Source organism: Burkholderia sp. Ed8 (assembly GCF_040761425.1).
In the GTDB taxonomy this organism is placed as follows: Bacteria; Pseudomonadota; Gammaproteobacteria; order Burkholderiales; family Burkholderiaceae; genus Burkholderia; species Burkholderia seminalis.
In genome coordinates this window covers 1,466,226-1,486,039 of the sequence record NZ_CP142885.1, presented here as the reverse complement: position 1 = coordinate 1,486,039, position 19,814 = coordinate 1,466,226, and the positions used below count along the sequence as shown (strand labels likewise).

Here is a 19,814-nt window from a genome sequence, read left to right as displayed (position 1 = left end):
CCTGATGCAGATCTGCATCACCCGTTCCCGTCCGCCGCCGCCCGCCCGATGACACAATCGCTCCGCATGAACTGGGACAACGCCCGCTTCTTCCTCGCGCTGGCGCGCACCGGCACGCTGCGCGGCGCCGCGGCGCAGTTGAATGTCGATCAGGCGACGGTGGGACGCCGGATCGCCGCGCTCGAGGAGGAACTGTCGGCTCGCCTGTTTCTCCGCACGCCAACCCTCTATGTGCTGACGACCGCCGGCGAAGCACTGCTCGAACCGGCCGAAACGATGGAACGGGCGTCGCTCACGATCGAACGCCGCGTGATGGGGCTCGACGAGCAACTGGCCGGATCCGTGCGGATCGCCACGACCGACTCGCTCGGCAAGCGTTTCGTGGTGCCCGCCATCGCCCGCATGCGGCGCAAACATGCCGGCATCGACGTCGTCTGCGTGACTTCAGCGGAAATCGCCAACCTCACGCGCCGCGAAGCGGACCTCGCGATCCGCACGTTGCGGCCGGAATCGCCGGACCTGATCGTCAGGCGGCTCGGGCATCTCGAAACGGGGATCTATGCCTCGCGCCGCTACCTGGCCGAGCGCGGCGAACCGGTCGCGGGCAGCGCGTTCGACGGGCACGACCTGGTGATGTACCAGCAGCCGGTCGTGCCGACGATGTGGGACGCGCTGTGCGGTGAACCGACGTCGCGCGGCCGCGTGATGTTCCAGACGTCGTCGACGATGATGCTGGTGGAAGCGACGCTGGCGGGGCTCGGCATTGCGGAGCTGCCGTGCTTTCGCGCCGATGCCGAGCCGGAACTGGTGCGTCTGATGACGCGGCGCTGCAATCACTTCGACGTATGGCTCGTCGCCCATGCCGATCTCTACAAGACCGCGCGCGTGCAGGCCGTGATCGAAGCCGTCGTCGACGAATTCGCGACCGCCGCGGCGACTGCCCCGTAACGGGCCGCCCGGGCGTCAGCGCGGCCGATACTCGCCATCCGCGGCAGACCATCGAAACGTCCGGCGCCATTTGCCGCCGCGCTCGCGTAACTGCAGGTCCCGGAAGCCGTCCGTCGAAGTCGGCAGCATGCTCAGCGTATTGCTGCCTTCCGTGATGTCGTGATCGCGCGTGCCGTCGCGATGCCAATCGCCGGCGATATCCCGGTAGAACATCATCGGCTGCGCGAACACGACGCGCAGCGTCTTGCCGTCGATCCGGAACAGGTACAGCGCCTCGAACGATGCGCCACCGCCCGAGTAACCGATCGACCAGCCCGCCCGCACCCCGAACGCCGCATCGCCCGCCCGCAGCGTATACGGCGCGAGATCGAACCGCGACCACCGCTCGGGCCGTAACGCGAGATCACCCGGTCGCGTCGTCTGCTCAAGGTAGTCGGGACTGTCGAGATTCGTGTTGCTCCAGTCGGTCGCCTGCTCGAGCGGCTGTTCGGTACGCGCGACGAGGCGCGGCACGCCGTCCGGACCGCGCTCGAACACGCCCAGCCAGACCCGTTCCTTCTGGTCGTCGGCATCGGCGTGGCGCTCGAACCCTTCACACTCGGTGGGTGCACGAAATCGCAGCGCCTCGCGCGCAAGCTCGTCGGTCGGTGCCGCACAAACGATCGCAACGAACGCACCGGGGCGCTGCGGCCACGGTTTCGCGCCGACCAGCACGACACGCGCAAGCGGCTGGCCCGGGACAAGCTGTGCCACCAGCCCTTCCTTCGTGAAGCCGGGCGGCAGGCGCACACCGAAACCGTCCCCTTCCGGCGCGCCGGTCATGTCGCGCGCATACGCGGCGCGGGTTTCGGGAGCATCGAACGTCCCGGGCACCTGGTCGAGCGAATGCGCCGTACCCGCCGCGTGCGCGGCGAAGCCCGCAAATGCAGCGCCGATCGCGACGAGCCACGGCATCAAGCGAATTGTCATGCTGGAAGAGTCCTGTGAAGTAGCGAGGCGACGTACTGCGATACCGTACATGCAATCGTGTGCGTGACAACCGGATCGGCCCGCGGCCTCATGACGGAATCCATGATGTTCTGCTTGCCGGGTTCGACACGTTTCGGCGCGCGGCGGGTGATCACCTCCGCTTGCGCCCGCTGCGCCATGCGCGCACGCCCGACCACAACTGACCGACGCCAACGACGAAAAAAACCGCGCCCATCCCGCCGATTGTCAGCGCATCGCCCCAGATCGCGCCGAACGTATTCATCCGTGCGGTCATCCTCGGCGCGTCCGGCGCATAGCGCACCTCGACCGTCGCGCCGTCCTGCACGCTGACGTCGCCGCCCTGCGCGTATTCGACATGCTCACCCGCGTGTGTCGTGAACGCGATCTCGGGATGATGCGGGCCTGCGTTCAGCTTGATGACGCGCCCCGGCACGACGACCGACGTGCGCAGGAATTCGCGCGTCGACTGCGCGCCCAGCGTGGCGCCGATCAGCATGCACGTGCCCAGGACGGTAAAGACGATGCCCTTCGCGATCAGCGTCTCGACGTGCTGGGTTGCGGCGCGGCCGGATGCGGACATCATGCGTCTCGCGCTACGGACGCGACTGATGGAACGACACGTCGATCCGCGACTGCGTCTTGCAGCGGTACATCACGCCGCGCCCCGTTTCGTCGGTCACGCCTTCGTATGGCCCGTTGCACCCCGTGACCTTGTACGGCGCGAACGGGATGCGCTTGCCGTCGGTCGGCCGGACCAGCACCGGAATCCGCCCTGTCGGGCCATCGCCGATCATGCGGACGAGCATCATGCGCGACGCATCGATCGGCGCGGCGGAACGCATGTAGATCGTGCGCCCCTGCGCGTCGGTCGCGCCTTCGACTTCGAGTTCCCGGCTGTCCTGGGCGGCGCTCGTATAAAGCGCGAATGCATAGCGCGTGTTCGGCAGCGCCTGTTTCGTCGCGGGATCGTACAGCACGAAATAGCAGCCGTTGACGCCCCTTCCGGCCGTCGCCTGCCCGTCGACCGGTGTGGGATGGCACGTGTAGGACGAACCGTTGCCGACGTCCGCCTGCGGCGCCTGCTGCCCGGTGCCTGCGCATCCGCCGGCCAGCGCGGCCATCAGCGTCACGCATGCGCCGCGCACGCGCGCGGCCTGATCGACTCCGATTTTCATTGGAAGGGATTCCGTTCCCGATTGTTGCAGACGCCGGGCATGCCGCGCGCGATGCGCAGGCACGCCGCCCTCGGCCTCCGGCAGGATACGGACATCGCGGTACGCTGTAAATCGTTGCGCCCGCAATCGCCGCTGCCACATCACTGCCACACCGCTACCCGCCGCTCGCGACGCGCGCGATCGTCTGCCGCAGCCAGATGTGTGCGGCGTCGCCATGCCGGCGCTCATGCCAGTGCTGCGCGAATTCGAACGAATCGATCGGGAACGGCGGGTCGAACACGCGCAGGCGTGCGTCGTCGCGCACGCGGTCGAGGTTGCGGCGCGCGACGGTCAGCACGAGATCGGTACCCGCGATCAGGTCGTTCGCGACACTCCAGAACGGCAGGATCACCGCGATGTGCCGCTCGTGCCGCAGCCGCGCGAGCGCCCGATCGACCTCGTTGTCCATCCCGTCGCGCATCGCGACGAGCGCGTGCGGCCGCGCGAGCCACGCGTCGAGCGCGAGTTCGCCGCGGCGCGGCAGGCGGCTCGCGTCGGCCACGCATGCGAACGACTCCACGAACAGCGGCTGGGCATGCAGGTCGCGCTGCAATGCGGGCAGCACGCCGAGCGCGAGATCGACCTCGCCGTCCATCAACTGCATGCGCATCGCCTCGCGCGTGCCCTGCGACACGATCAGCTCGATGCCCGGCGCGTCGGCGCGCAACGTCTTCACGAGCGCGGGCAGCACGATCCGCGCACCGTAGTCGGACATCGCGATGCGAAAGACGCGCGTGGCCGCGGACGGATCGAACGCCGGCGGCTCGATCAGCGCGCCGAGCCGCCCGAGGACGTCGTTCAGCGGCTCGACCAGTTCGTTCGCGCGCGCGGTCAGCTCGAGCCGGCCCGCGCGCCGCACCAGCAGCGGATCGCCGAAGATCTCGCGCAGCCGCGCGAGCGCGTGGCTCACGGCCGGCTGGCTCCGGTGCAGCCGGAGCGCCGTGCGCGAGATGTGACGTTCGCTCAGCAGCACATGCAGTGTGACGAGCAGGTTCAGGTCGATACGGGCGAGATTATTCATTGCACGAATACATGACATCCGAAAGACGAATTTCCATTCACCATCTTAATGGATGACACTCTTTTCGACATCCTTTCAAGACCGACCAAGATGACGACTTCGCTTTCCTTCGCCACGCTCCCGCTCGCCGTCGCGGCTTTCGTCGCCGGCGCGCTCGTGCCGCTGCAGGGCGGCAGCAACGCCGCGCTCGGGCGTGCGCTCGGCCACCCGCTGTGGGCGAGCGTCGCGTCGCTGACGGTCAGCCTGCTCGCGGTGCTGCCGGTACTGCTGGCGACGCGTGCGCACGCACCGCTCGTCGGCGACGCGCTGCAGCGCCCACTGTGGATGTGGCTCGGCGGCCTCGCGGGCGTGATCTACATCACGCTCGCGCTGATCCTGACGCCGCGGCTCGGCGCGACGACCTTCATCGTCTGCGTCGTCGCCGGGCAGATGCTCGCATCGCTGCTGATCGACCACTACGGGCTGATGGGGCTCGCGCAGCGGCTGGCGACGCCCGGCCGCATCGCGGGCGTCGCGCTGATCTTCGCGGGGATGATCGTCGTGCAATGGCAAACGCCCGCGCCGGTTGCGGCAGGCAACGCGGCGGCCGCGCGGCCCGAGCCGCAGCGTTGACCGCGAAGGTCACGGGCCCGCGGCGGCCGGCCGTGCGTCAGCCCGCGAGCTTCTTCAGCGCGTCGAGCACCGCGTCGCCCTTGAACGGCTTCACGATCCAGCCCTTCACGCCGGCCGCCTTGCCGCGCTCCTTCATCGCCGGGCTGCTTTCGGTCGTCAGCATCACGACGTTGACCGCCGTGTTCGCCAGTTCGCCGCGGATCTTCTCGACCATCGTCAGGCCATCCATGTTCGGCATGTTCACGTCGCTGATCACGAGGCGCACGCCGGGCGTCGCCTTGAGCTTCGCGAGCCCGTCCTTGCCGTCGACGGCCGTCGCGACGTCGAGCCCGTGATTGCGCAGGAAACCCGCGACCTCGTCGCGCACCGTGCCCGAATCGTCGACCACCAGAATCTTTGCCATGTCGTATTCCTCCTTCGTTGTTGCTGACTTCAAAACAGTTCGAGTTCACCCGACTCGACCATCGGTCCGACGTCCTGCACCGATTCGCGGAAATCCTCCGGCGACCAGCTGAGGCTGAACACGAAGCGCTGGTCGAGACAGACGGCGCGCCCCGATCGCGGATCGGTCATCCGGTACTTGAAACAAAGCTGCGGACAGTCGCCGCCGAACGAGATGAACTTCTGCTTGTGGTTGACGACGAGCGGCACCTGCACCGGATGGCGCGCCAGTGCCTCGGCGTCGCCGAGATAGCGGTTCTTGAACGCGCCCCACACGAGGTTCGTCAGTTCGCCGAGCACGCTGTTCACGTCGCGGAAATCCGGCGCGCGACCCTCGCCGCGCGTGCCGCCGATCATGTCGAGCAGCGGCTGCTCGCTCGTCTGCAGCAGCATGTAGCCGCGGCACCACGCGCTTTCGAGCGCGATCAGGCTGAACACCTCGCCGAAGATGATCTGGTCGCGGACGATGCACGGCGTTTCGTGCTCGATCGCCATGCCCGGGAACAGGCTGTCGATGCGCGCCTCGGTGATCTCCGAGATGCCGCGCACGAGCGCGTTCGGATAATCTCGGCCGAACAGGTATTCGTCGATCGCGCGCTCGAGCGGCGTCATGTCGTCCGCGACGTAGGCCGCGCAGGCCACGCGCGCGAGCGCATCGGGCAGTCCGTCGCGCGACGCGAGCGATTCGCGGCGCAGGATGATCGGCAGTTCGGGCCGCAGCGCATCGATCTGCGTGGCGATGATCGCGCTCTCGGCCGGCGAACCGCCGTAATCCTCGGCCAGCAGGATCGCGCCGAGGTCGATGTTCGAGCGCAGCACCTTCAGCAGCCGGCTGCGCCGCACGGTCAGGCCGACCAGGTTGTGCTCGCCGCAGAAGCGCTTGATCGCGTCGGCGTGCGCGCGGCTGTCGTCGAGCACGAGCACCTTGCTGACGGGTTGGTCTTGGGTCATCTCGCGGATTCCTCGTGGTCGGTCAGAACAGTTCGAGCTCGCCGCCGGTATCCACCGCCGCCGTTTCCGGCACCTGGAAATCGACCGGCGCGTTCGCGCACACGCACAGCGTCGCGCCGACCCGCACGTCGCCGTCGAGCGTGAGGTCGTACGCGGCCACGTAATCGGGTGCGAGCACGGGCAGATAGTCGATGCTCGCGCCGCTCAGCAAATACGGCGTCGACATCCCGAGATCGGGGAACGGCGCGGTCAGCGCCTGGTTGATCGCGCCGCAGCACAGGTTCGCGACTTCCATGAACGCTTCGGGCAGCGGCCGCTGGCTGCCCGTGCCCGCCGTCGTGCCGGCGAAATGGCGTCGTGTCGCGTCGTCGTCGCTGAAGCGCAGCGCGAGCAGCAGGCGGAAATGCAAGGCCGAGATCGTCAGTACCGCGACATGCTCGGGCACCTTCGGCGCCGACCGCGACCTCGCATGCACGCGATCGTGCCCGTCGTGTTCGTCGTGCTCGTGGCCGGCGGCCGGCCGGATGTCGCACGCGCCGCCGGACGCGAGCCGCGTGCGCGCCGCGTCGAAAAAGATCCGTTCGAAACCGGCCCTGGCCTGCGCGCTGATCACGCCGCCTCCCCTTCGATGCGCGCGTGCAGCTGCCCCGCCAGCGTCTCGACGGTCGCGAGCGCGGCCGTGATCATCTTGCCGCCGGCCTGGATGTCCTGGAACGTCGCGGCCGTCACGAGATCGTTGCGGTTCAGGCTGTCGCGATAACTGTTCGACAGTTGCTGCGAACGCGCGGCCAGCCCGCGCACCTCGCTCGCGACGATCGAGAAGCCGCGTCCGGCCGAGCCCGCGCGCGCGGCCTCGATCGACGCGTTCAGCGACACGATCGACACGTGCGCGACGATCGCCGACAGCTCCTGGTTCTTCGCGCGCATGTCGTGGTTCTGCGTGGTCAGCGAGATCATCTGCTCGTGCCAGCGCTCGAACGTGCCGGCGAGCCCGCGCAGGCGCGCGGCTTCGTCGGCGATCTTCATCGCATGCTGCGCGAGCGCCGCGCGCTCGGCAAACAGCGCCTGCCGCGCATCACGCTGCGCGCCGGCCACCGACGCCTCGCGCGCCAGCGCTTCCTCGAGCTGCGCCTCGCGTTGCGCCCAGGCGTCGGCTGCCGCCGCGTGCGCGGACACCGCGGCTTGCGCACGCGCTTCGGCCGCATCGAGCGCGCCGCGCAACGTGTCCGCGTCATGTTCCATCGCCGCGACGAGCCGCCCGCGCATCACGCGAAACACGATCGCCGCGGTCACCGCGACGACCGCACCGCCCGCCAGCGCGACGGCCGCCTGAATCATCCACGCCTGCACGATCACGTCGTCACTCCGCCGCGCCGATATCCGCGATGCGCGCCCGCTGCTCGTGCGGCGCGTCGTGCGCGGCGCCGTCGGCCGCGAAGCGCGCCGGCAGCGACACGATCGTCTCGAACGCGCGGTACGGCGCGCCGGCGCGATCGTCGGTGAAGCGCAGCGCGATATTGCCGCCGTCGCGCTTCAGGAAGTTGCGCACCGCGTCCATGCCGACGCCGCGCCCCGACACCTCGGTCACCGTCTGCGCGGTCGAGAAGCCCGGCCGGAAGATCAGCTCGGCGACATCCTCGTCGGACAGCGCCGCTTCGTTGCCGGCCTTGATCCAGCCGCGCTCGCGCGCGATGCCGCGGATCCGGTCGAGCGCGAGGCCGCGGCCGTCGTCGCCGAGCACGAACCACAGCTCGCCGCCGCCCACGCCGACCGCGATGTCGATCGTGCCGGACGCCGGCTTGCCGGCCGCGCGCCGCTCCTCCGACGATTCGATGCCGTGATCGATCGCGTTGCGCAGCAGGTGCATGAACACGTTCTTCAGCGTCGCGGCGATCTCGCTGCGCACGCGCTGGCCGTGGCTGTCGACATGCACGACGGGCGCCGGCTTGCCGAGTTCGGCCGCGAGCGACGGCAGCGACTCGATCACGCCGCCGAGCGCGTCGCCGATGCCCTGCGTGCCGAGCTGGCTCAGCATGCGGCGCACGGCATCGCGTGCCGCGTGCCAGTCGGCCACGTTCGCCGGATCGGCGCCGTCGAGCACGCGCAGGCTTTCGCTGATGTGCGCGCGTTCGACCATCAGGAACTCGGCGCCGCCCTGCGCCGGGTCACCGCTGCGGCCGAGCGTGACCGCGTTGATCGTCGCGTAGTGTTCGACGGCATCGCGCACGCGCGCGAGGTCGTCCATCAGCGCGTCGCGGTTCCACTCGGGGCCGCCGTCCGCGCGGCGCAGCGATTCGTAGGCCTGCTCGGCCTCGTGAACGATGTTCGTCAGGTGCTGCAGGCTGTACGTGCGCGCGTTGCCCTTGATCGTGTGCATGTTGCGGAACAGCGCGGCGACGATCGAATGATCGGCGCGCTCGTGCTGGCGGATCATCCGCTCGTTCTCGCTCAGGAAGCCCTTCGCGCTGTGCACGAAGTCGTGGAACTTGTCCTGGCTGATCGACAGGATCTCGCCGATCATCTCGAGGCGGCGCTGCTGCTCGCCCGCCTGCGCGGTCAACTCGCGGATCTCGGTCACGTCGCGCACGCACAGCATCAGCCGCACGACCGTGTCGGTCTCGTCGGTGATCGCCGACCAGCTCAGGTCGAGCCACTTCTCGCGGCCGTCCGGCATGCGCTTCGCGACTTCGTTGACGAGCAGGTGTTCGTTGAACTCGAAGTTCATGCTGTCCTCGCCGAGGCACGCATGCACGGCCGCATCGACCTGCGAACGCGCGTCGGCGCCGATCGCCGAATCGTCGAACACGAGCGCCATCAGGTCGCGCCCGGCGATGTCGTTCGTCTCGAAGATGGTTTCGAGGTACGCCGAATATTCCGCATGCACGACGCCGCCTTCGACGACGGTCAGGATCCCCTGCTGCATGTTCTGCAGCATCGCCTGGATGTCGGCCGTCTTCTGCTTGAGTTGCGCGGCGTTCTCCTGGATCTTCTCGATCATCCCGTTGAACGCGACGATCGAATGGCCGATCTCGTCCATCCGGCCCACCGGCACGCGGCGCGTGAAATCCTGGCTCGTCGCGATCTCGCTCATCGCCGTCTGCATCCCGATCAGCGGGCGCGTGATCTGGCGATACAGCACGAAGCCGAGCGCGGTCAGCAGCACGATCACCGTGCCGGCGACGCCCGCGATCGCGGTCGCCGTCGTCGCGAGCATCCCGTTCAGCGCGCTGATCGCGTCGTCCTTCTGGCGGTTCTTCTCGACGCGCAGCGTGCCGACGATGCTCTCGAGTTCGTCGCGATACTGCGCGACGTTCGCGAACAGGTAGGCCTGCGCCATCTCGGCCTTGCCGTCCGCCTTCATCTTCACGGTGTCGTCGATCGCCGCGAAATAGTTCGCGGCGCTGTCCTTCGCCTGCGCGACGAGGCCCTCCTGCGCATGGCCGACCGCCGATTTCGCCTGCACGTCGAGTGCGGCGCGCAGCGCGGCCTGCTTCGCCTTCAGCTCGTCGCGCGCCTGCGCGGCCGTGTTCGCGTCGGGCGCGTAGACGAGCGTCATCGTCGCGATCTGAATGTTCTTCACGTCGGCGACGAGATCGGCCGACGCGAGCGCGCTCGGCACGATGCCCTGGGTGACCTGACGCACCTCGGACGCGCTCTTGCGTGTCTGGTACACGGCATAGATGCCGATCGCGGACAGCGCGAAGAACGTCAGGACGACTAGCAGCGTAATGCGATGACGGATGGTCATGAGGCCAGCTCCCCGCAGCGATCCGGCTTCGATCGCCCTTTGGTCTATTGAAAGAATGTGAGCGCCGAATTATCGGGGATGGTGTATGACTGTCCGATGACCGTAAATCAATCGTTCATTGAGGAAATTGCAATGAATAATTGCGTCGGGAAAAGCCTAAAGTTTTTTCCGGATTGGCCGTTAACTTCGCGCCGCCAATGCAGGTATGGCTGCATGATTTGCCGAATTTTTGAAGTGGCGGATATTCATTGTTTTATTCATGATCCGCAAAATCGATTTTATTGAATGCCGGTAAAACGTTTGCGTATTATTTACGAGCCTGTTTGTTTTGGCAGCTCTTGCAATCGAAGCCGCGTTCGCGCCGCAGGTTCGTGAATGTCGAACCGCCACGATCGGCCGTTCAATGTTCGCACGGCCCGGCAAGCCAGTCTTCGAATTGCAGTCGCGGTACCCGCTCGAATTCGCGAACGTTGTGCGTGACGAGCACCAGATGCCGGGCGCGTGCCTGCCCGGCTATCAAGGCATCGTATGGACCGATCGGCGTACCGGCCGCCATCAGGTGCGCACGAATCTCGCCGGCATGCTGAGCATCCTCGACATCGAAGGACACGACCTCGAACTGAAGCGCCTCGACACGCGCGACATTCGCAGCCGCTCGCTGGCTCTTGTACGCGCCGAAATAGAGTTGGTGCGCGACGATCGCCGGCATCCCGAAATCAGCCGGCTGGTACGAACGCAGGCGGCCCACCTTTGAGAACGGCAATCACCGCGTGGGTATCCAGCAGGAATTTCATTCGAACACATCCAGACTCGTGCGCTCCTGCGCGAACGGCTGCGTTGCCGCGGCCGCCTCGAAGTCCGCATCGACCGGGCCGATCAGCGGCGTCAGCCATGCCCAGTCATGCGGCACCGGTTCGAGCACGACCGACGCGCCGTGGCGCCGAATCCGAACCTCGGCCGTGTCGAAACGGAAATCCCTCGGCAGCCGGACGGCCTGCGAGCCGCCATGCTTGAAGATTTTGGCAGTGCCCATCGCCATACCCCCGCGTATCTACAGAATGTATCTATTCCATCTGTGCTTGAGTACGACGAGCCATCCGATCGGCCTGTTTCCGGTCCGTTATCGGGCACGATTTCCCGCTACGGCCCGTACCGGATGCCGCACTGCCGACGATCCGCCGGCAACACGAACCTCGGCCCGATTCATTCCCAACAGGAAACAATCAATCGCCATCCCGGTGATTCCCTCACCGCGCCGGCCGCTCTAGACTGTCGCATCGTTCCCCTTTCCGGACTCACGCGATGACCGACGTCCTGCCGCTGACCACCGACCCCGATTCGGGCCTCCAGTACCGGCTGCGCCCGGCTGCCGGCCGCCCCGCCGCGCGCCTGTTGCTGCTGCACGGCGTCGGCGGCAACGAAACCAACCTGCTGAACGTGGCCAGCGTGATCGATCCGCGCATCGAAATCGCGTTCCTGCGCGGGCCGCTGACGTTCGGCCCCAATCAGCACGCGTGGTTTCCGGTGCGCTTCGGCCCGAATGGCCCCGAAATCGATGCGGCCCGCGCCGACGCCAGCCGTATGCAACTGATCACGCTGTTGCGCGCCTTCCGTGCGCGGGATGGCGCGGATGCCGCGTTGCCGACCGTGATCGCCGGCTTCAGCCAGGGCGGCATCATGAGCGCCGGCGTCGCGCTGACTTCGCCGAACGACGTCAGCGCGTTCGCCGTGCTGTGCGGGCGCATCCTGCCGGAAATCGATCCGCTGATCGCGCCACGCGATGCGCTTCGCCCGCTCCATGCGTTGATCGTCCACGGCCGCTTCGACGACAAGCTGCCGGTCGCCTGGGCCGACACGGCCGATGCGAAACTCACGGCGCTCGGCGTCGCGCACGATACGCGGCTGTACGCGGCCGGCCACGAACTGACGGCGGAAATGGCGGGCGACTTCGGCCGCTGGGTCGGCGAGCGCACCGGGTTGAACTGACCGCACCGGGGACGCCGGCCCGAGCACGGACCGGCGTTCCCGGCGGATGCCGTCACGCGTTCCGCGCGGGATCCGCAACGACGTGCGCGGCTGTGGGCGCGGCAACCGCCTGCTCGCGCAAGGCACCGCGCTTCGTCAGCTTCCAGCCGACCACCAGCGCAAGCACCACGACCGGAATCGTCGCGATCGTCCACGTGCCGCCCGGATAGTCGAACGCCATCAGCACCAGCACGGCGACGAGGAACGCGAGCGTGAGCCACGACGTGAACGGCGCGCCGGGCATCCGGAACGACACGGCCTTCATCTCGCCGCGATTGACCGCGCGGCGGAACAGGATCTGGCACATCACGATGAAACCCCACGTCGTGATGATCCCGAGCGACGCCATGTTCAGCACGATCTCGAACGCCTGCGCCGGGACGATGTAGTTCAGCGGCACGCCGATCGCATTGATCGCGACCGTGATCAGGATCCCGCCGTACGGCACGCCGCGCGCGTTCATCCGCGACACGAAACGCGGCGCCGAGCCGCCCATCGCGAGCGAGCGCAGCACGCGCCCGGTCGAATAGAGGCCGGAGTTCAGGCTCGACAGCGCAGCCGTCAGCACCACCACGTTCATCACCGTGCCGACGTACGGCACGCCGAGCTTGCTGAAGAACGTGACGAACGGGCTTTCGTGCGAGCTGTACGCGGTCCACGGCAGCAGCATCGTCAGCAGCACGACCGAGCCGACGTAGAACAGCGCAATGCGCCACATCACGCTGTTGATGGCCTTCGGCAGCACCTTGCGCGCATCGGCGGTCTCGCCCGCCGCGACGCCGACGAGCTCGATGCTCGCGTACGCGAACACGACGCCCTGCACGATCAGCACGGCCGGCAGGATGCCGTGCGGAAAGATCCCGCCATGGTCGGCGACCAGGTGAAGCCCCGTCGCCTGGCCGGCGACCGGATGGCCGCTCGCGAGGAACACGGCGCCGACCGCGAGAAACACCGCGAGCGTGCCGACCTTGACGAGCGAGAACCAGAATTCCATCTCGCCGAACACCTTCACGCCGATCATGTTCATCACCGACACGATCCCGAGCGCGCCGAGCGCGAACACCCATTGCGGCACGTCGGTGAATACGGCCCAGTACTTCATGTAGATCGCGACCGCGGTGATGTCGACGATGCCGGTCGTCGCCCAGTTCAGGTAGTACATCCAGCCCGCGACGAACGAGGCGCGCTCGCCCATGAATTCGCGCGCATACGACACGAAGCTGCCGCTGGTCGGCCGGTGCATCACGAGCTCGCCGAGCGCGCGCATGATCAGGAACGCGAACACGCCGCACACGAGATACACGAGCGCCAGCGCCGGCCCCGCGCTTTGCAGGCGCCCGCCCGCGCCGAGAAAAAGGCCCGTGCCGATCGCGCCGCCCATTGCGATCATCTGCACGTGCCGCGGCTTCAACTGCTTCGCATAGCCGGCTTCGTGCGACGCGAACATCGCATCGGGATCGGCATGGCGGGAATCCGCGCCGCCGGCCGCATCGGCCGGGCGCTCGCTGGTGTGTTTCATCGAGAGTCTCCGTTGTTTCTTGGTGTGTCGCGCCCCGCTCAGGGGCGCTTTCGGTACGGCCGTGCGCCGGCCGGCGTCAAAGCACGCGCGGCCGGATCAGGGCTTCGGGTTGCAGCGCCTCGTCGAGTTGCGCGGGGGTCATCAGCGCGTGTTCCAGCACGACCTCGCGGATCGATTTGCCGGTGGCGTGCGCTTCGGCGGCGACGGCCGTCGCACGCTTGTAGCCGATGTACGGGTTCAGCGCGGTAGCGAGCGCAACCGAGCGCTCCATCGTTTCGCGCAGCCGCTCGGGATTCGCGGTGATCCCGCTCACGCAGCGCTCCGCCAGCGTCGTGCATGCGGCCGTCAAATGGCTGAAGCTGCGGAACAGCGCGCTCGCGATCACCGGCTCGAACGCGTTGAGCTGAAGCTGTCCGGCCTCGGCCGCGAAGGTCACGGTCAGATCGTTGCCGAACACCTCGAACGCGACCTGGTTGACGACTTCCGGGATCACCGGATTCACCTTGCCGGGCATGATCGACGAGCCGGCCTGAACCGGCGGCAGGTTGATCTCGCCGAAGCCGGCGCGCGGGCCGCTCGACAGCAGCCGCAGGTCGTTGCAGATCTTCGACAGCTTGACGGCGATCCGCTTGAGCACGCCCGACACCTGCACGAACGCGCCGCAATCCTGCGTCGCCTCGATCAGGTTCGGCGCGGTGCTCAGGTCGAGCCCGGTGATGCGCCGCAGCGCGGCCAGCGCCTTCTCCGCATACTGCGGATGCGCGGTGATCCCCGTGCCGATCGCGGTCGCACCGAGGTTGATCTCGCGAATCAGCCAGCCGGCTTCCTGCAGCCGCGCGATGTCTTCCGTCAGCATCACAGCGTAGGTCGAGAATTCCTGGCCGAGCGTCATCGGCACCGCGTCCTGCAACTGCGTGCGGCCGAGCTTCAGCAGCCCGGCGAACGCGTCGGCGCGCTCGGCGAACGCATCGCGCAGCCGCGCCATCGCCTCGAGCAGGTGCTCGACCGCGAAGCACGTCGCGACACGGATCGCGGTCGGATAGACGTCGTTGGTGCTCTGCGCGAGATTGACGTGCTCGTTCGGGTGCAGGTATTCGTACTGCCCGCGCGCGTGCCCCATGATTTCGAGCGCGCGGTTGCAGATCACCTCGTTCGCATTCATGTTGGTCGACGTGCCGGCGCCGCCCTGGATGACGTCGACGACGAACTGGTCGTGCAGGCGCCCCTCGCGAATCTCGACGCACGCGGCGGCGATCGCATCGCGATACGGCCGCGGCAGCAGCCCGAGCTCGCAGTTGGCGTCGGCCGCCGCTTCCTTCACGGCCGCGAGCGCCAGCACGAGGTACGGCAGCGAAGCAATGGTGCGGCCCGTGATGTCGAAATTCTCTTTCGCGCGCAGCGTATGGACACCGTAATAGGCGTCCGCCGGGATACTTCGTTTACCTAAAAGATCCGCTTCGACGCGGAAGCCGCTTTCTGTCATCGTGCCCTCCTGAGTGTCTCGTGCCGCTCGTCGTCCGCCGCTTCCCGACGCGACGGGTTCGCATTCTATGCCTTTGCAAAAACAAGCTCGCTTCTGTATTATCGAAAGCGGTTTTGCGTGGGACGCAACAGCGAGAAGCGAATGAAAAAAGGCGCGAGAGAAACCGGCATCGATCACCTGGGCGCGATGCGTGCGTTCGTGAGAGTGGTCGAAACGGGGAGTTTTTCGGCGGTCGCGAAGGAGATGCACGTGTCGACGTCGACCGTCGCGCGCAAGGTGACGGCGATCGAGGACGCACTCGGCGTCGCGCTACTGCATCGTTCGACGCACAGCGTGACGCTCACCGAGGCCGGCCATATCTACCTGGAACGCGCGGTCACGCTGATCGCCGATCTCGACGACACGCTGCGCGTCGTCGCCGAGCTGAATGCGCAGCCGAGCGGCCCGCTGAAGCTCACCGCGCCGGTCGCGTTCGGCCGCCGCCATCTCGCGCCGCTGGTCGCGCCGTTTCTCGCGCGCTATCCGACCATCCAGCTCGACGTGCGGCTCACCGACAACCACAACGACCTCGTGGCCGGCGGCTACGATCTCGACATTCACGAAGGCGAGAATTACCTGGACAACCTGGTCGTCCACCGGCTGTCGCGCAACGACAGCATCCTGTGCGCGACACCCGGCTATCTCGACCGCTGCGGCCGCCCGGCGTCACCGGACGACCTGAAGCACCACAACTGCCTGCGTTACGTGCATCCGGAAGGCGATCCGCGCTGGGATTTCGTGAACGGCAACGCCCGGCACAGCGTGCTGCCGGCCGGCAATCTCGTCACCGATCATTCCGAGTTGCTGCTCGAAGCGACCTGCGCGGGGCTCGGCATCGCGGAGTTCGAGATCTGGCTGGTGCGCGACCTGCTCGCGAGCGGCCGGCTCGAAGCCGTGCTGCCGCGCTACCGGCTGCAGAACCGGCTGACCGGCGAATACATCTACATCGCGTATCTGGCGAACCGGCGCAGCTCGGCGAAGCTGCGCGTGCTGAAGGACTTTCTCGCGGAACACCTCGCGCAGATCGGCGAGCTGTCGGCGCTGGAGCTGGCGAAGATTCGCGGCGCGCGCACGTAGCGCCCGCGCCCGCGTTCACGTCGGCGCCGGCCGGCAGGCATGTGCCCGCCGCCGCGCACGGCCCGGGTCGCGGGCCGTCGGCAGCGGCGCATCCGCGCCGCTCAGACCGCCTGCAATTCGAACGGGAACGTGGCGTGCCCGAACTCGACGCCCTGCGTGTTGAGCATCCGCGGCCGGTGGAAGCCGGCCAGTTGCGCGCGCTGCGCGTCCGTGCCGATCCGCAGCCGCTCGAGGATTTCGCTGACGACCATGTAGAGCACGTCGAGATTGCCGTCCTCGATCTTCACCGAGATGCCGAGCGCGCCATCCGCGCCGAGCTGCCGCGTGCGTTCCGAGGCGCGCACGCCGATCCCATAGCACGCATCGGCGCCGAGCTTGCCGACCACCTGCCCGTCGAACGCGTTCATCAGCACCGTGCAATAGCGCCCGTCGCCCGCGACGAGTTCCGGATAGGCCGTCATCGCACGATGGATACGCGCCAGCGCGCGGACCCGATCGGTGAGCGCGCCGCCGCCCGCTTCCACCGCGTCCGCACCGTCGGCCAGCGACGCGTAAAGACGCGCGAGGCGATCCAGCGGGAACGCCGGCGTCGGCAGGTTGCACCCGTCGATGCCCCAGTCGACCTCGTCGTCGCGCAACCCGCATGCATCGGCCACCCCATGCTTCACGCGCACCTGCATCGGATGGTCGGGCAGATGGTAGTCGGCGATCGGCGCGCCGATCGCCCGCGCGCCCGCCAGCATCCCGACATGCTTGCCCGAACAGTTGCTGCACACGCCGGTCGGCGTGTAGTCGCGCTTGATCCACGATCGGTACACCGCCTCGGACAGCGGCGGATGGCCGCCGCAACGCAGGTCCGATTCGTGCGCGGCCACCTTCGCGAGCATCGCCCGCGTCCGTTCGATGTGACGCTCCTCGCTGCTGTGCGACGCGCACATCAGCGCGATGTCCGCATCGTCGAAACCGAAGCGCTCCGGCGCGCCCGTCTCGATCACCGACAGCGCCTGCGCCGGCTTGGCGGCCGACCGCGCCAGCGTCATCCGGAACGGATCGCCGAATCGGGCCAGCAGCCTGCCGCGTGCATCGACCACCGCCACATGGGCGACGTGCGTGTTCTCGATCGCGTTGCCGCGGTATGTGACAACCGCTGCGCGTGGGGTCTCCATCGTGTCTTGTCTCCTTGCTCGGGGCCTGATTGCCGGGGCCCGTCCAACCGGTACGGCAGTGTAGCGAGTCGCTGCCGCCGCGCGCCGTCCCGACGATGGAAAGCGGTGTTGCACGCGACGCAAAGGTGATCGCGCCCCCACGAAAGCCTGACCGGATACGTACAACAACCCTTCGATCGTTTACATATTTGATGCCAATCCGTACAATTGCGACCGCAAACGCGAATCATACGCATTTACATTGACATCTTCCGATGTTTCGGCCCGTGCGGCCCACATCGAGAAAACGCACCCGATCACCGAACCTTCCGCTGCTTCCCGATATGCCCGCCCAGTTCAAGACGAGGCCTCGTGCCCTCGTGTCGGCGCTGACCTGCTCCGTTTTCCTGACACCGCTGCTCGCTTCCGCCGCAACCGCACCCGCTACCGTTCCCGCCCCTGCCGCCGACCGGCCCGCGCCGGCCGCCGACGCACCGGCGACGCTGCCGACGATCGCGGTCCAGTCGTCCGCGCTGTCGGACATGCAGGTGAAGCGCTCGCCGTCGTACAAGTTCACCGCGCCGCTGCTCGATACGCCGCGCTCGGTCACGGTGATCCCCGAGCAGCTGATCAAGGAAAAGAACGTCACGTCGTTCGCGGACGCACTGCGCTCGGTGCCCGGCATCACGTTCCTCGGCGGCGACGCGGCCGCGAACCCGTCGGCCGACCGCCCGGTGATCCGCGGCTTCGAATCGCGCAACTCGATCTTCGTCGACGGGATGCGCGACTCCGGGCTGCAGAACCGCGAGACGTTCGCGGTCGAGCAGATCAGCGTGATCAAGGGCCCCGATTCGGTCTATGCGGGCCGCGGCTCGGTGGGCGGCAGCGTCGACATCGTCACGAAGACGCCGAAGAACGACAATTTCATCAACAGCAGCATCGGCTTCGGCACCGACGGCTACAAGCGCGCGACGGTCGACGCGAACCGCAAGATCAACGACACGACGGCCGTGCGGCTAAACGTGATGGGTCACGACGCGAACCAGGCCGGCCGCAACGACGTGTACAACAAGCGCTGGGGCGTCGCGCCATCGATCGTGTTCGGGCTGAACACGCCGACCACGGTCACGGTCAGCTACTACCACATGAACGCGTACGACATGCCGGACTTCAGCGTGCCGTTCCGCGCGTCGGGCGGCACGCCGGTGCCGACCGACCGCGGTCAGTTCTTCGGGCTGAACACGCGCGATTACCGCTACGGGCAGACCGACACCGGCGAAGTACGCGTCGAGCACAAGCTCAACGACGACTGGAAACTGAAGAACACGACGATGTTCGGGCGCACGACGCTCGATTACGTGGCGACGAATCCGCAGATCTCGACCCGGTATCCGGACCGGCTCGGCATGCAGGCCAAGAGCGGCAAGTACGCGACGAACGGCATCGCGAACCAGACCGAGATCACCGGCCGCGCCAACCTGTTCGGCATGCAGCATACGATGACCGCCGGCGTGGAATTCAGCCAGGAGCAGAACCGCTACGAGGGCTACCTCGTCACGGATGCATCGGGCACGAACCTGCGCACCGGCGATATTTGCGTCACGTCGCCCGCGTTCTGCGCGCCGATTTCCGGCGGCTGGAACCCGAACATGCCGTGGACCGGCAACATCGTGCTGAACGGCGACAAGGGTTTCCCCGGCGCGACCACCAACACGCGCACGACCACCGCGTCGGCGTACCTGTTCGATACGGTGAAGCTGACCGAGCAGTGGCTGTTCAACGCGGGGCTGCGCTTCGACCGCTACGACCTGACCGCGAAACAGGCCGGCGCCGCCGACCTGTCGAACACGTCGAACCTGTTCAGCTACCAGTTCGGCCTCGTGTACAAGCCGGTGCGCACCGTGAGCCTGTATGCGTCGTACGGCACGTCGTCGAACCCGCCCGGTTCGAACGGCGGCCTCGGCGGCGGCACCGACCAGATCACCGCGAACAACCAGAACCTGTCGCCCGAGCGCACGCGCAACATCGAGGTCGGCGCGAAGTGGGACGTGATCGACCAGCAACTGTCGCTGACGTCCGCGCTGTTCGACACCGAGAAGACCAACGCGCAGGTCAGCGACGGCCTCGGCCACACGATCAACGCGGGCAAGCAGCGCGTGCGCGGCGCCGAGCTGGGTTTCGCCGGCAACGTGACCGACAAGTGGCACGTGTTCGGCGGCTACACGTACCTGAATGCGGTGACGGTCGATGCGGGCCCCGGCAATCCGGGCGGCTCGGGCCTGCCGATGGTGATGGTGCCGAAGCACAGCTTCACGCTGTGGACGAGCTACGACGTGATGCCGAAGCTGACGCTCGGCGCGGGCGCGACGGTGATGAGCAAGACCTATGCATCGGTGTCGCCGACCGTGAAGAAGTGGACGCCCGGCTATGCGCGCTTCGACGCGGCCGCGACGTGGCGCGTGAACAAGACGATGGACGTGCAGCTGAACGTGCAGAACCTGTTCGACAAGAAGTATTACGCGAGCGCGTACCCGATCTACGCGACGTGGGCGCCGGGCCGCTCGGCGATGGTCACGCTCAACTTCTATCAATGACGCCGCA

General features: G+C 67.3%; 18 protein-coding genes and 1 pseudogene. 5 read left to right on the top strand and 14 right to left on the bottom strand.

The annotated features are described in order from the left end of the window. The first annotated feature begins 66 nt into the window (after window positions 1-66). The gene (locus VXM69_RS06890; RefSeq protein WP_034185922.1) at window positions 67-948 is read left to right on the top strand and encodes a LysR family transcriptional regulator; all 882 of its coding nucleotides are present in this window, start codon (window positions 67-69) and stop codon (window positions 946-948) included. Window positions 949-963: 15 nt separating this feature from the next. Here the strand turns inward: VXM69_RS06890 and VXM69_RS06885 are convergent, their stop codons facing one another. From VXM69_RS06885 to VXM69_RS06870, 4 genes are all read right to left on the bottom strand, one after another. Then, window positions 964-1,917: a hypothetical protein gene (locus tag VXM69_RS06885; protein ID WP_034185921.1), complete on the bottom strand. Its 954-nt coding sequence runs from the start codon at window positions 1,915-1,917 to the stop codon at window positions 964-966. Window positions 1,918-2,068: 151 nt separating this feature from the next. Next, the gene (locus VXM69_RS06880; RefSeq protein WP_034185920.1) at window positions 2,069-2,521 is read right to left on the bottom strand and encodes a DUF3592 domain-containing protein; all 453 of its coding nucleotides are present in this window, start codon (window positions 2,519-2,521) and stop codon (window positions 2,069-2,071) included. Window positions 2,522-2,531: 10 nt separating this feature from the next. After that, window positions 2,532-3,113 carry a hypothetical protein gene (locus VXM69_RS06875; RefSeq protein WP_059558244.1) on the bottom strand — a complete coding sequence of 194 codons (582 nt, stop codon included), beginning with the start codon at window positions 3,111-3,113 and terminating at the stop codon, window positions 2,532-2,534. A 154-nt stretch (window positions 3,114-3,267) separates the two neighbouring features. Further along, the gene (locus VXM69_RS06870) at window positions 3,268-4,173 is read right to left on the bottom strand and encodes a LysR family transcriptional regulator (RefSeq protein ID WP_059558245.1); all 906 of its coding nucleotides are present in this window, start codon (window positions 4,171-4,173) and stop codon (window positions 3,268-3,270) included. Window positions 4,174-4,263: 90 nt separating this feature from the next. Here VXM69_RS06870 and VXM69_RS06865 point away from each other — a divergent pair, with 90 nt between their 5' ends. Continuing rightward, window positions 4,264-4,785, top strand: coding sequence for a DMT family transporter (locus VXM69_RS06865; RefSeq protein WP_049028900.1), 522 nt, complete (start codon window positions 4,264-4,266; stop codon window positions 4,783-4,785). 37 nt (window positions 4,786-4,822) lie between these two features. Here VXM69_RS06865 and VXM69_RS06860 read toward each other — a convergent pair whose 3' ends face one another. The 7 genes and pseudogenes from VXM69_RS06860 to VXM69_RS06830 form a co-directional block, all read right to left on the bottom strand. Beyond that, window positions 4,823-5,188 (bottom strand): response regulator, encoded by a 366-nt coding sequence (locus VXM69_RS06860; RefSeq protein ID WP_006486240.1) that lies wholly within the window; start codon window positions 5,186-5,188, stop codon window positions 4,823-4,825. Between the two features lie 29 nt (window positions 5,189-5,217). After that, a complete protein-coding gene (locus tag VXM69_RS06855) occupies window positions 5,218-6,177 on the bottom strand; it encodes a chemotaxis protein CheX (protein ID WP_059558246.1) in 960 nt (319 codons plus the stop codon). A 22-nt stretch (window positions 6,178-6,199) separates the two neighbouring features. Then, on the bottom strand, window positions 6,200-6,790 hold the full coding sequence (locus VXM69_RS06850) for a hypothetical protein (RefSeq protein WP_049028897.1): 591 nt from the start codon (window positions 6,788-6,790) through the stop codon (window positions 6,200-6,202). Beyond that, window positions 6,787-7,527, bottom strand: coding sequence for a methyl-accepting chemotaxis protein (locus VXM69_RS06845; RefSeq protein ID WP_124609801.1), 741 nt, complete (start codon window positions 7,525-7,527; stop codon window positions 6,787-6,789). The genes VXM69_RS06850 and VXM69_RS06845 overlap by 4 nt, the downstream gene beginning before the upstream one ends. A gap of 10 nt (window positions 7,528-7,537) precedes the next feature. Further along, entirely contained in the window at window positions 7,538-9,925 is a 2,388-nt protein-coding gene (locus VXM69_RS06840) for an MCP four helix bundle domain-containing protein (RefSeq protein ID WP_367189192.1), read from the bottom strand. A gap of 400 nt (window positions 9,926-10,325) precedes the next feature. Beyond that, window positions 10,326-10,719, bottom strand: a pseudogene (locus VXM69_RS06835) (type II toxin-antitoxin system VapC family toxin). Next, complete coding sequence (locus tag VXM69_RS06830) at window positions 10,716-10,958, bottom strand: antitoxin (RefSeq protein ID WP_049028908.1); 243 nt, start codon at window positions 10,956-10,958, stop codon at window positions 10,716-10,718. Before VXM69_RS06830 ends, VXM69_RS06835 begins: the two are co-directional and overlap by 4 nt. A 269-nt stretch (window positions 10,959-11,227) precedes the next feature. Here VXM69_RS06830 and VXM69_RS06825 point away from each other — a divergent pair, with 269 nt between their 5' ends. Then, window positions 11,228-11,911: an alpha/beta hydrolase gene (locus tag VXM69_RS06825; RefSeq protein WP_124668965.1), complete on the top strand. Its 684-nt coding sequence runs from the start codon at window positions 11,228-11,230 to the stop codon at window positions 11,909-11,911. A gap of 52 nt (window positions 11,912-11,963) precedes the next feature. On the opposite strand, the gene VXM69_RS06820 is transcribed toward VXM69_RS06825, so the two are convergent. Then, a complete protein-coding gene (locus VXM69_RS06820) occupies window positions 11,964-13,469 on the bottom strand; it encodes an amino acid permease (RefSeq protein WP_034185911.1) in 1,506 nt (501 codons plus the stop codon). Between the two features lie 76 nt (window positions 13,470-13,545). Further along, window positions 13,546-14,952 carry an aspartate ammonia-lyase gene (gene aspA / locus VXM69_RS06815; RefSeq protein ID WP_034185910.1) on the bottom strand — a complete coding sequence of 469 codons (1,407 nt, stop codon included), beginning with the start codon at window positions 14,950-14,952 and terminating at the stop codon, window positions 13,546-13,548. Between the two features lie 141 nt (window positions 14,953-15,093). On the opposite strand from aspA, the gene VXM69_RS06810 reads away from it, so the two are divergent. Then, the gene (locus VXM69_RS06810; protein WP_034185909.1) at window positions 15,094-16,068 is read left to right on the top strand and encodes a LysR family transcriptional regulator; all 975 of its coding nucleotides are present in this window, start codon (window positions 15,094-15,096) and stop codon (window positions 16,066-16,068) included. A gap of 101 nt (window positions 16,069-16,169) precedes the next feature. On the opposite strand, the gene VXM69_RS06805 is transcribed toward VXM69_RS06810, so the two are convergent. Continuing rightward, window positions 16,170-17,234, bottom strand: a complete 1,065-nt coding sequence (locus VXM69_RS06805) for an asparaginase (RefSeq protein WP_049028893.1) — start codon at window positions 17,232-17,234, stop codon at window positions 16,170-16,172. Between the two features lie 323 nt (window positions 17,235-17,557). Here VXM69_RS06805 and VXM69_RS06800 point away from each other — a divergent pair, with 323 nt between their 5' ends. After that, window positions 17,558-19,807 (top strand): TonB-dependent receptor, encoded by a 2,250-nt coding sequence (locus VXM69_RS06800; protein WP_367189191.1) that lies wholly within the window; start codon window positions 17,558-17,560, stop codon window positions 19,805-19,807. Window positions 19,808-19,814: the final 7 nt, after the last annotated feature.

Excerpts from the sequence above, each read along its gene's own strand:
- VXM69_RS06875 (WP_059558244.1), bottom strand. The coding sequence starts at position 3,113 with ATGAAAATCGGAGTCGATCAGGCCGCGCGCGTGCGCGGCGCATGCGTG.
- VXM69_RS06865 (WP_049028900.1), top strand. The coding sequence starts at position 4,264 with ATGACGACTTCGCTTTCCTTCGCCACGCTCCCGCTCGCCGTCGCGGCT.
- VXM69_RS06805 (WP_049028893.1), bottom strand. The coding sequence starts at position 17,234 with ATGGAGACCCCACGCGCAGCGGTTGTCACATACCGCGGCAACGCGATC.
- VXM69_RS06870 (WP_059558245.1), bottom strand. The coding sequence starts at position 4,173 with ATGAATAATCTCGCCCGTATCGACCTGAACCTGCTCGTCACACTGCAT.
- VXM69_RS06820 (WP_034185911.1), bottom strand. The coding sequence starts at position 13,469 with ATGAAACACACCAGCGAGCGCCCGGCCGATGCGGCCGGCGGCGCGGAT.
- VXM69_RS06840 (WP_367189192.1), bottom strand. The coding sequence starts at position 9,925 with ATGACCATCCGTCATCGCATTACGCTGCTAGTCGTCCTGACGTTCTTC.
- VXM69_RS06855 (WP_059558246.1), bottom strand. The coding sequence starts at position 6,177 with ATGACCCAAGACCAACCCGTCAGCAAGGTGCTCGTGCTCGACGACAGC.
- VXM69_RS06885 (WP_034185921.1), bottom strand. The coding sequence starts at position 1,917 with ATGACAATTCGCTTGATGCCGTGGCTCGTCGCGATCGGCGCTGCATTT.
- VXM69_RS06825 (WP_124668965.1), top strand. The coding sequence starts at position 11,228 with ATGACCGACGTCCTGCCGCTGACCACCGACCCCGATTCGGGCCTCCAG.
- VXM69_RS06810 (WP_034185909.1), top strand. The coding sequence starts at position 15,094 with ATGAAAAAAGGCGCGAGAGAAACCGGCATCGATCACCTGGGCGCGATG.
- VXM69_RS06880 (WP_034185920.1), bottom strand. The coding sequence starts at position 2,521 with ATGATGTCCGCATCCGGCCGCGCCGCAACCCAGCACGTCGAGACGCTG.
- aspA (WP_034185910.1), bottom strand. The coding sequence starts at position 14,952 with ATGACAGAAAGCGGCTTCCGCGTCGAAGCGGATCTTTTAGGTAAACGA.
- VXM69_RS06830 (WP_049028908.1), bottom strand. The coding sequence starts at position 10,958 with ATGGGCACTGCCAAAATCTTCAAGCATGGCGGCTCGCAGGCCGTCCGG.
- VXM69_RS06890 (WP_034185922.1), top strand. The coding sequence starts at position 67 with ATGAACTGGGACAACGCCCGCTTCTTCCTCGCGCTGGCGCGCACCGGC.
- VXM69_RS06860 (WP_006486240.1), bottom strand. The coding sequence starts at position 5,188 with ATGGCAAAGATTCTGGTGGTCGACGATTCGGGCACGGTGCGCGACGAG.
- VXM69_RS06800 (WP_367189191.1), top strand. The coding sequence starts at position 17,558 with ATGCCCGCCCAGTTCAAGACGAGGCCTCGTGCCCTCGTGTCGGCGCTG.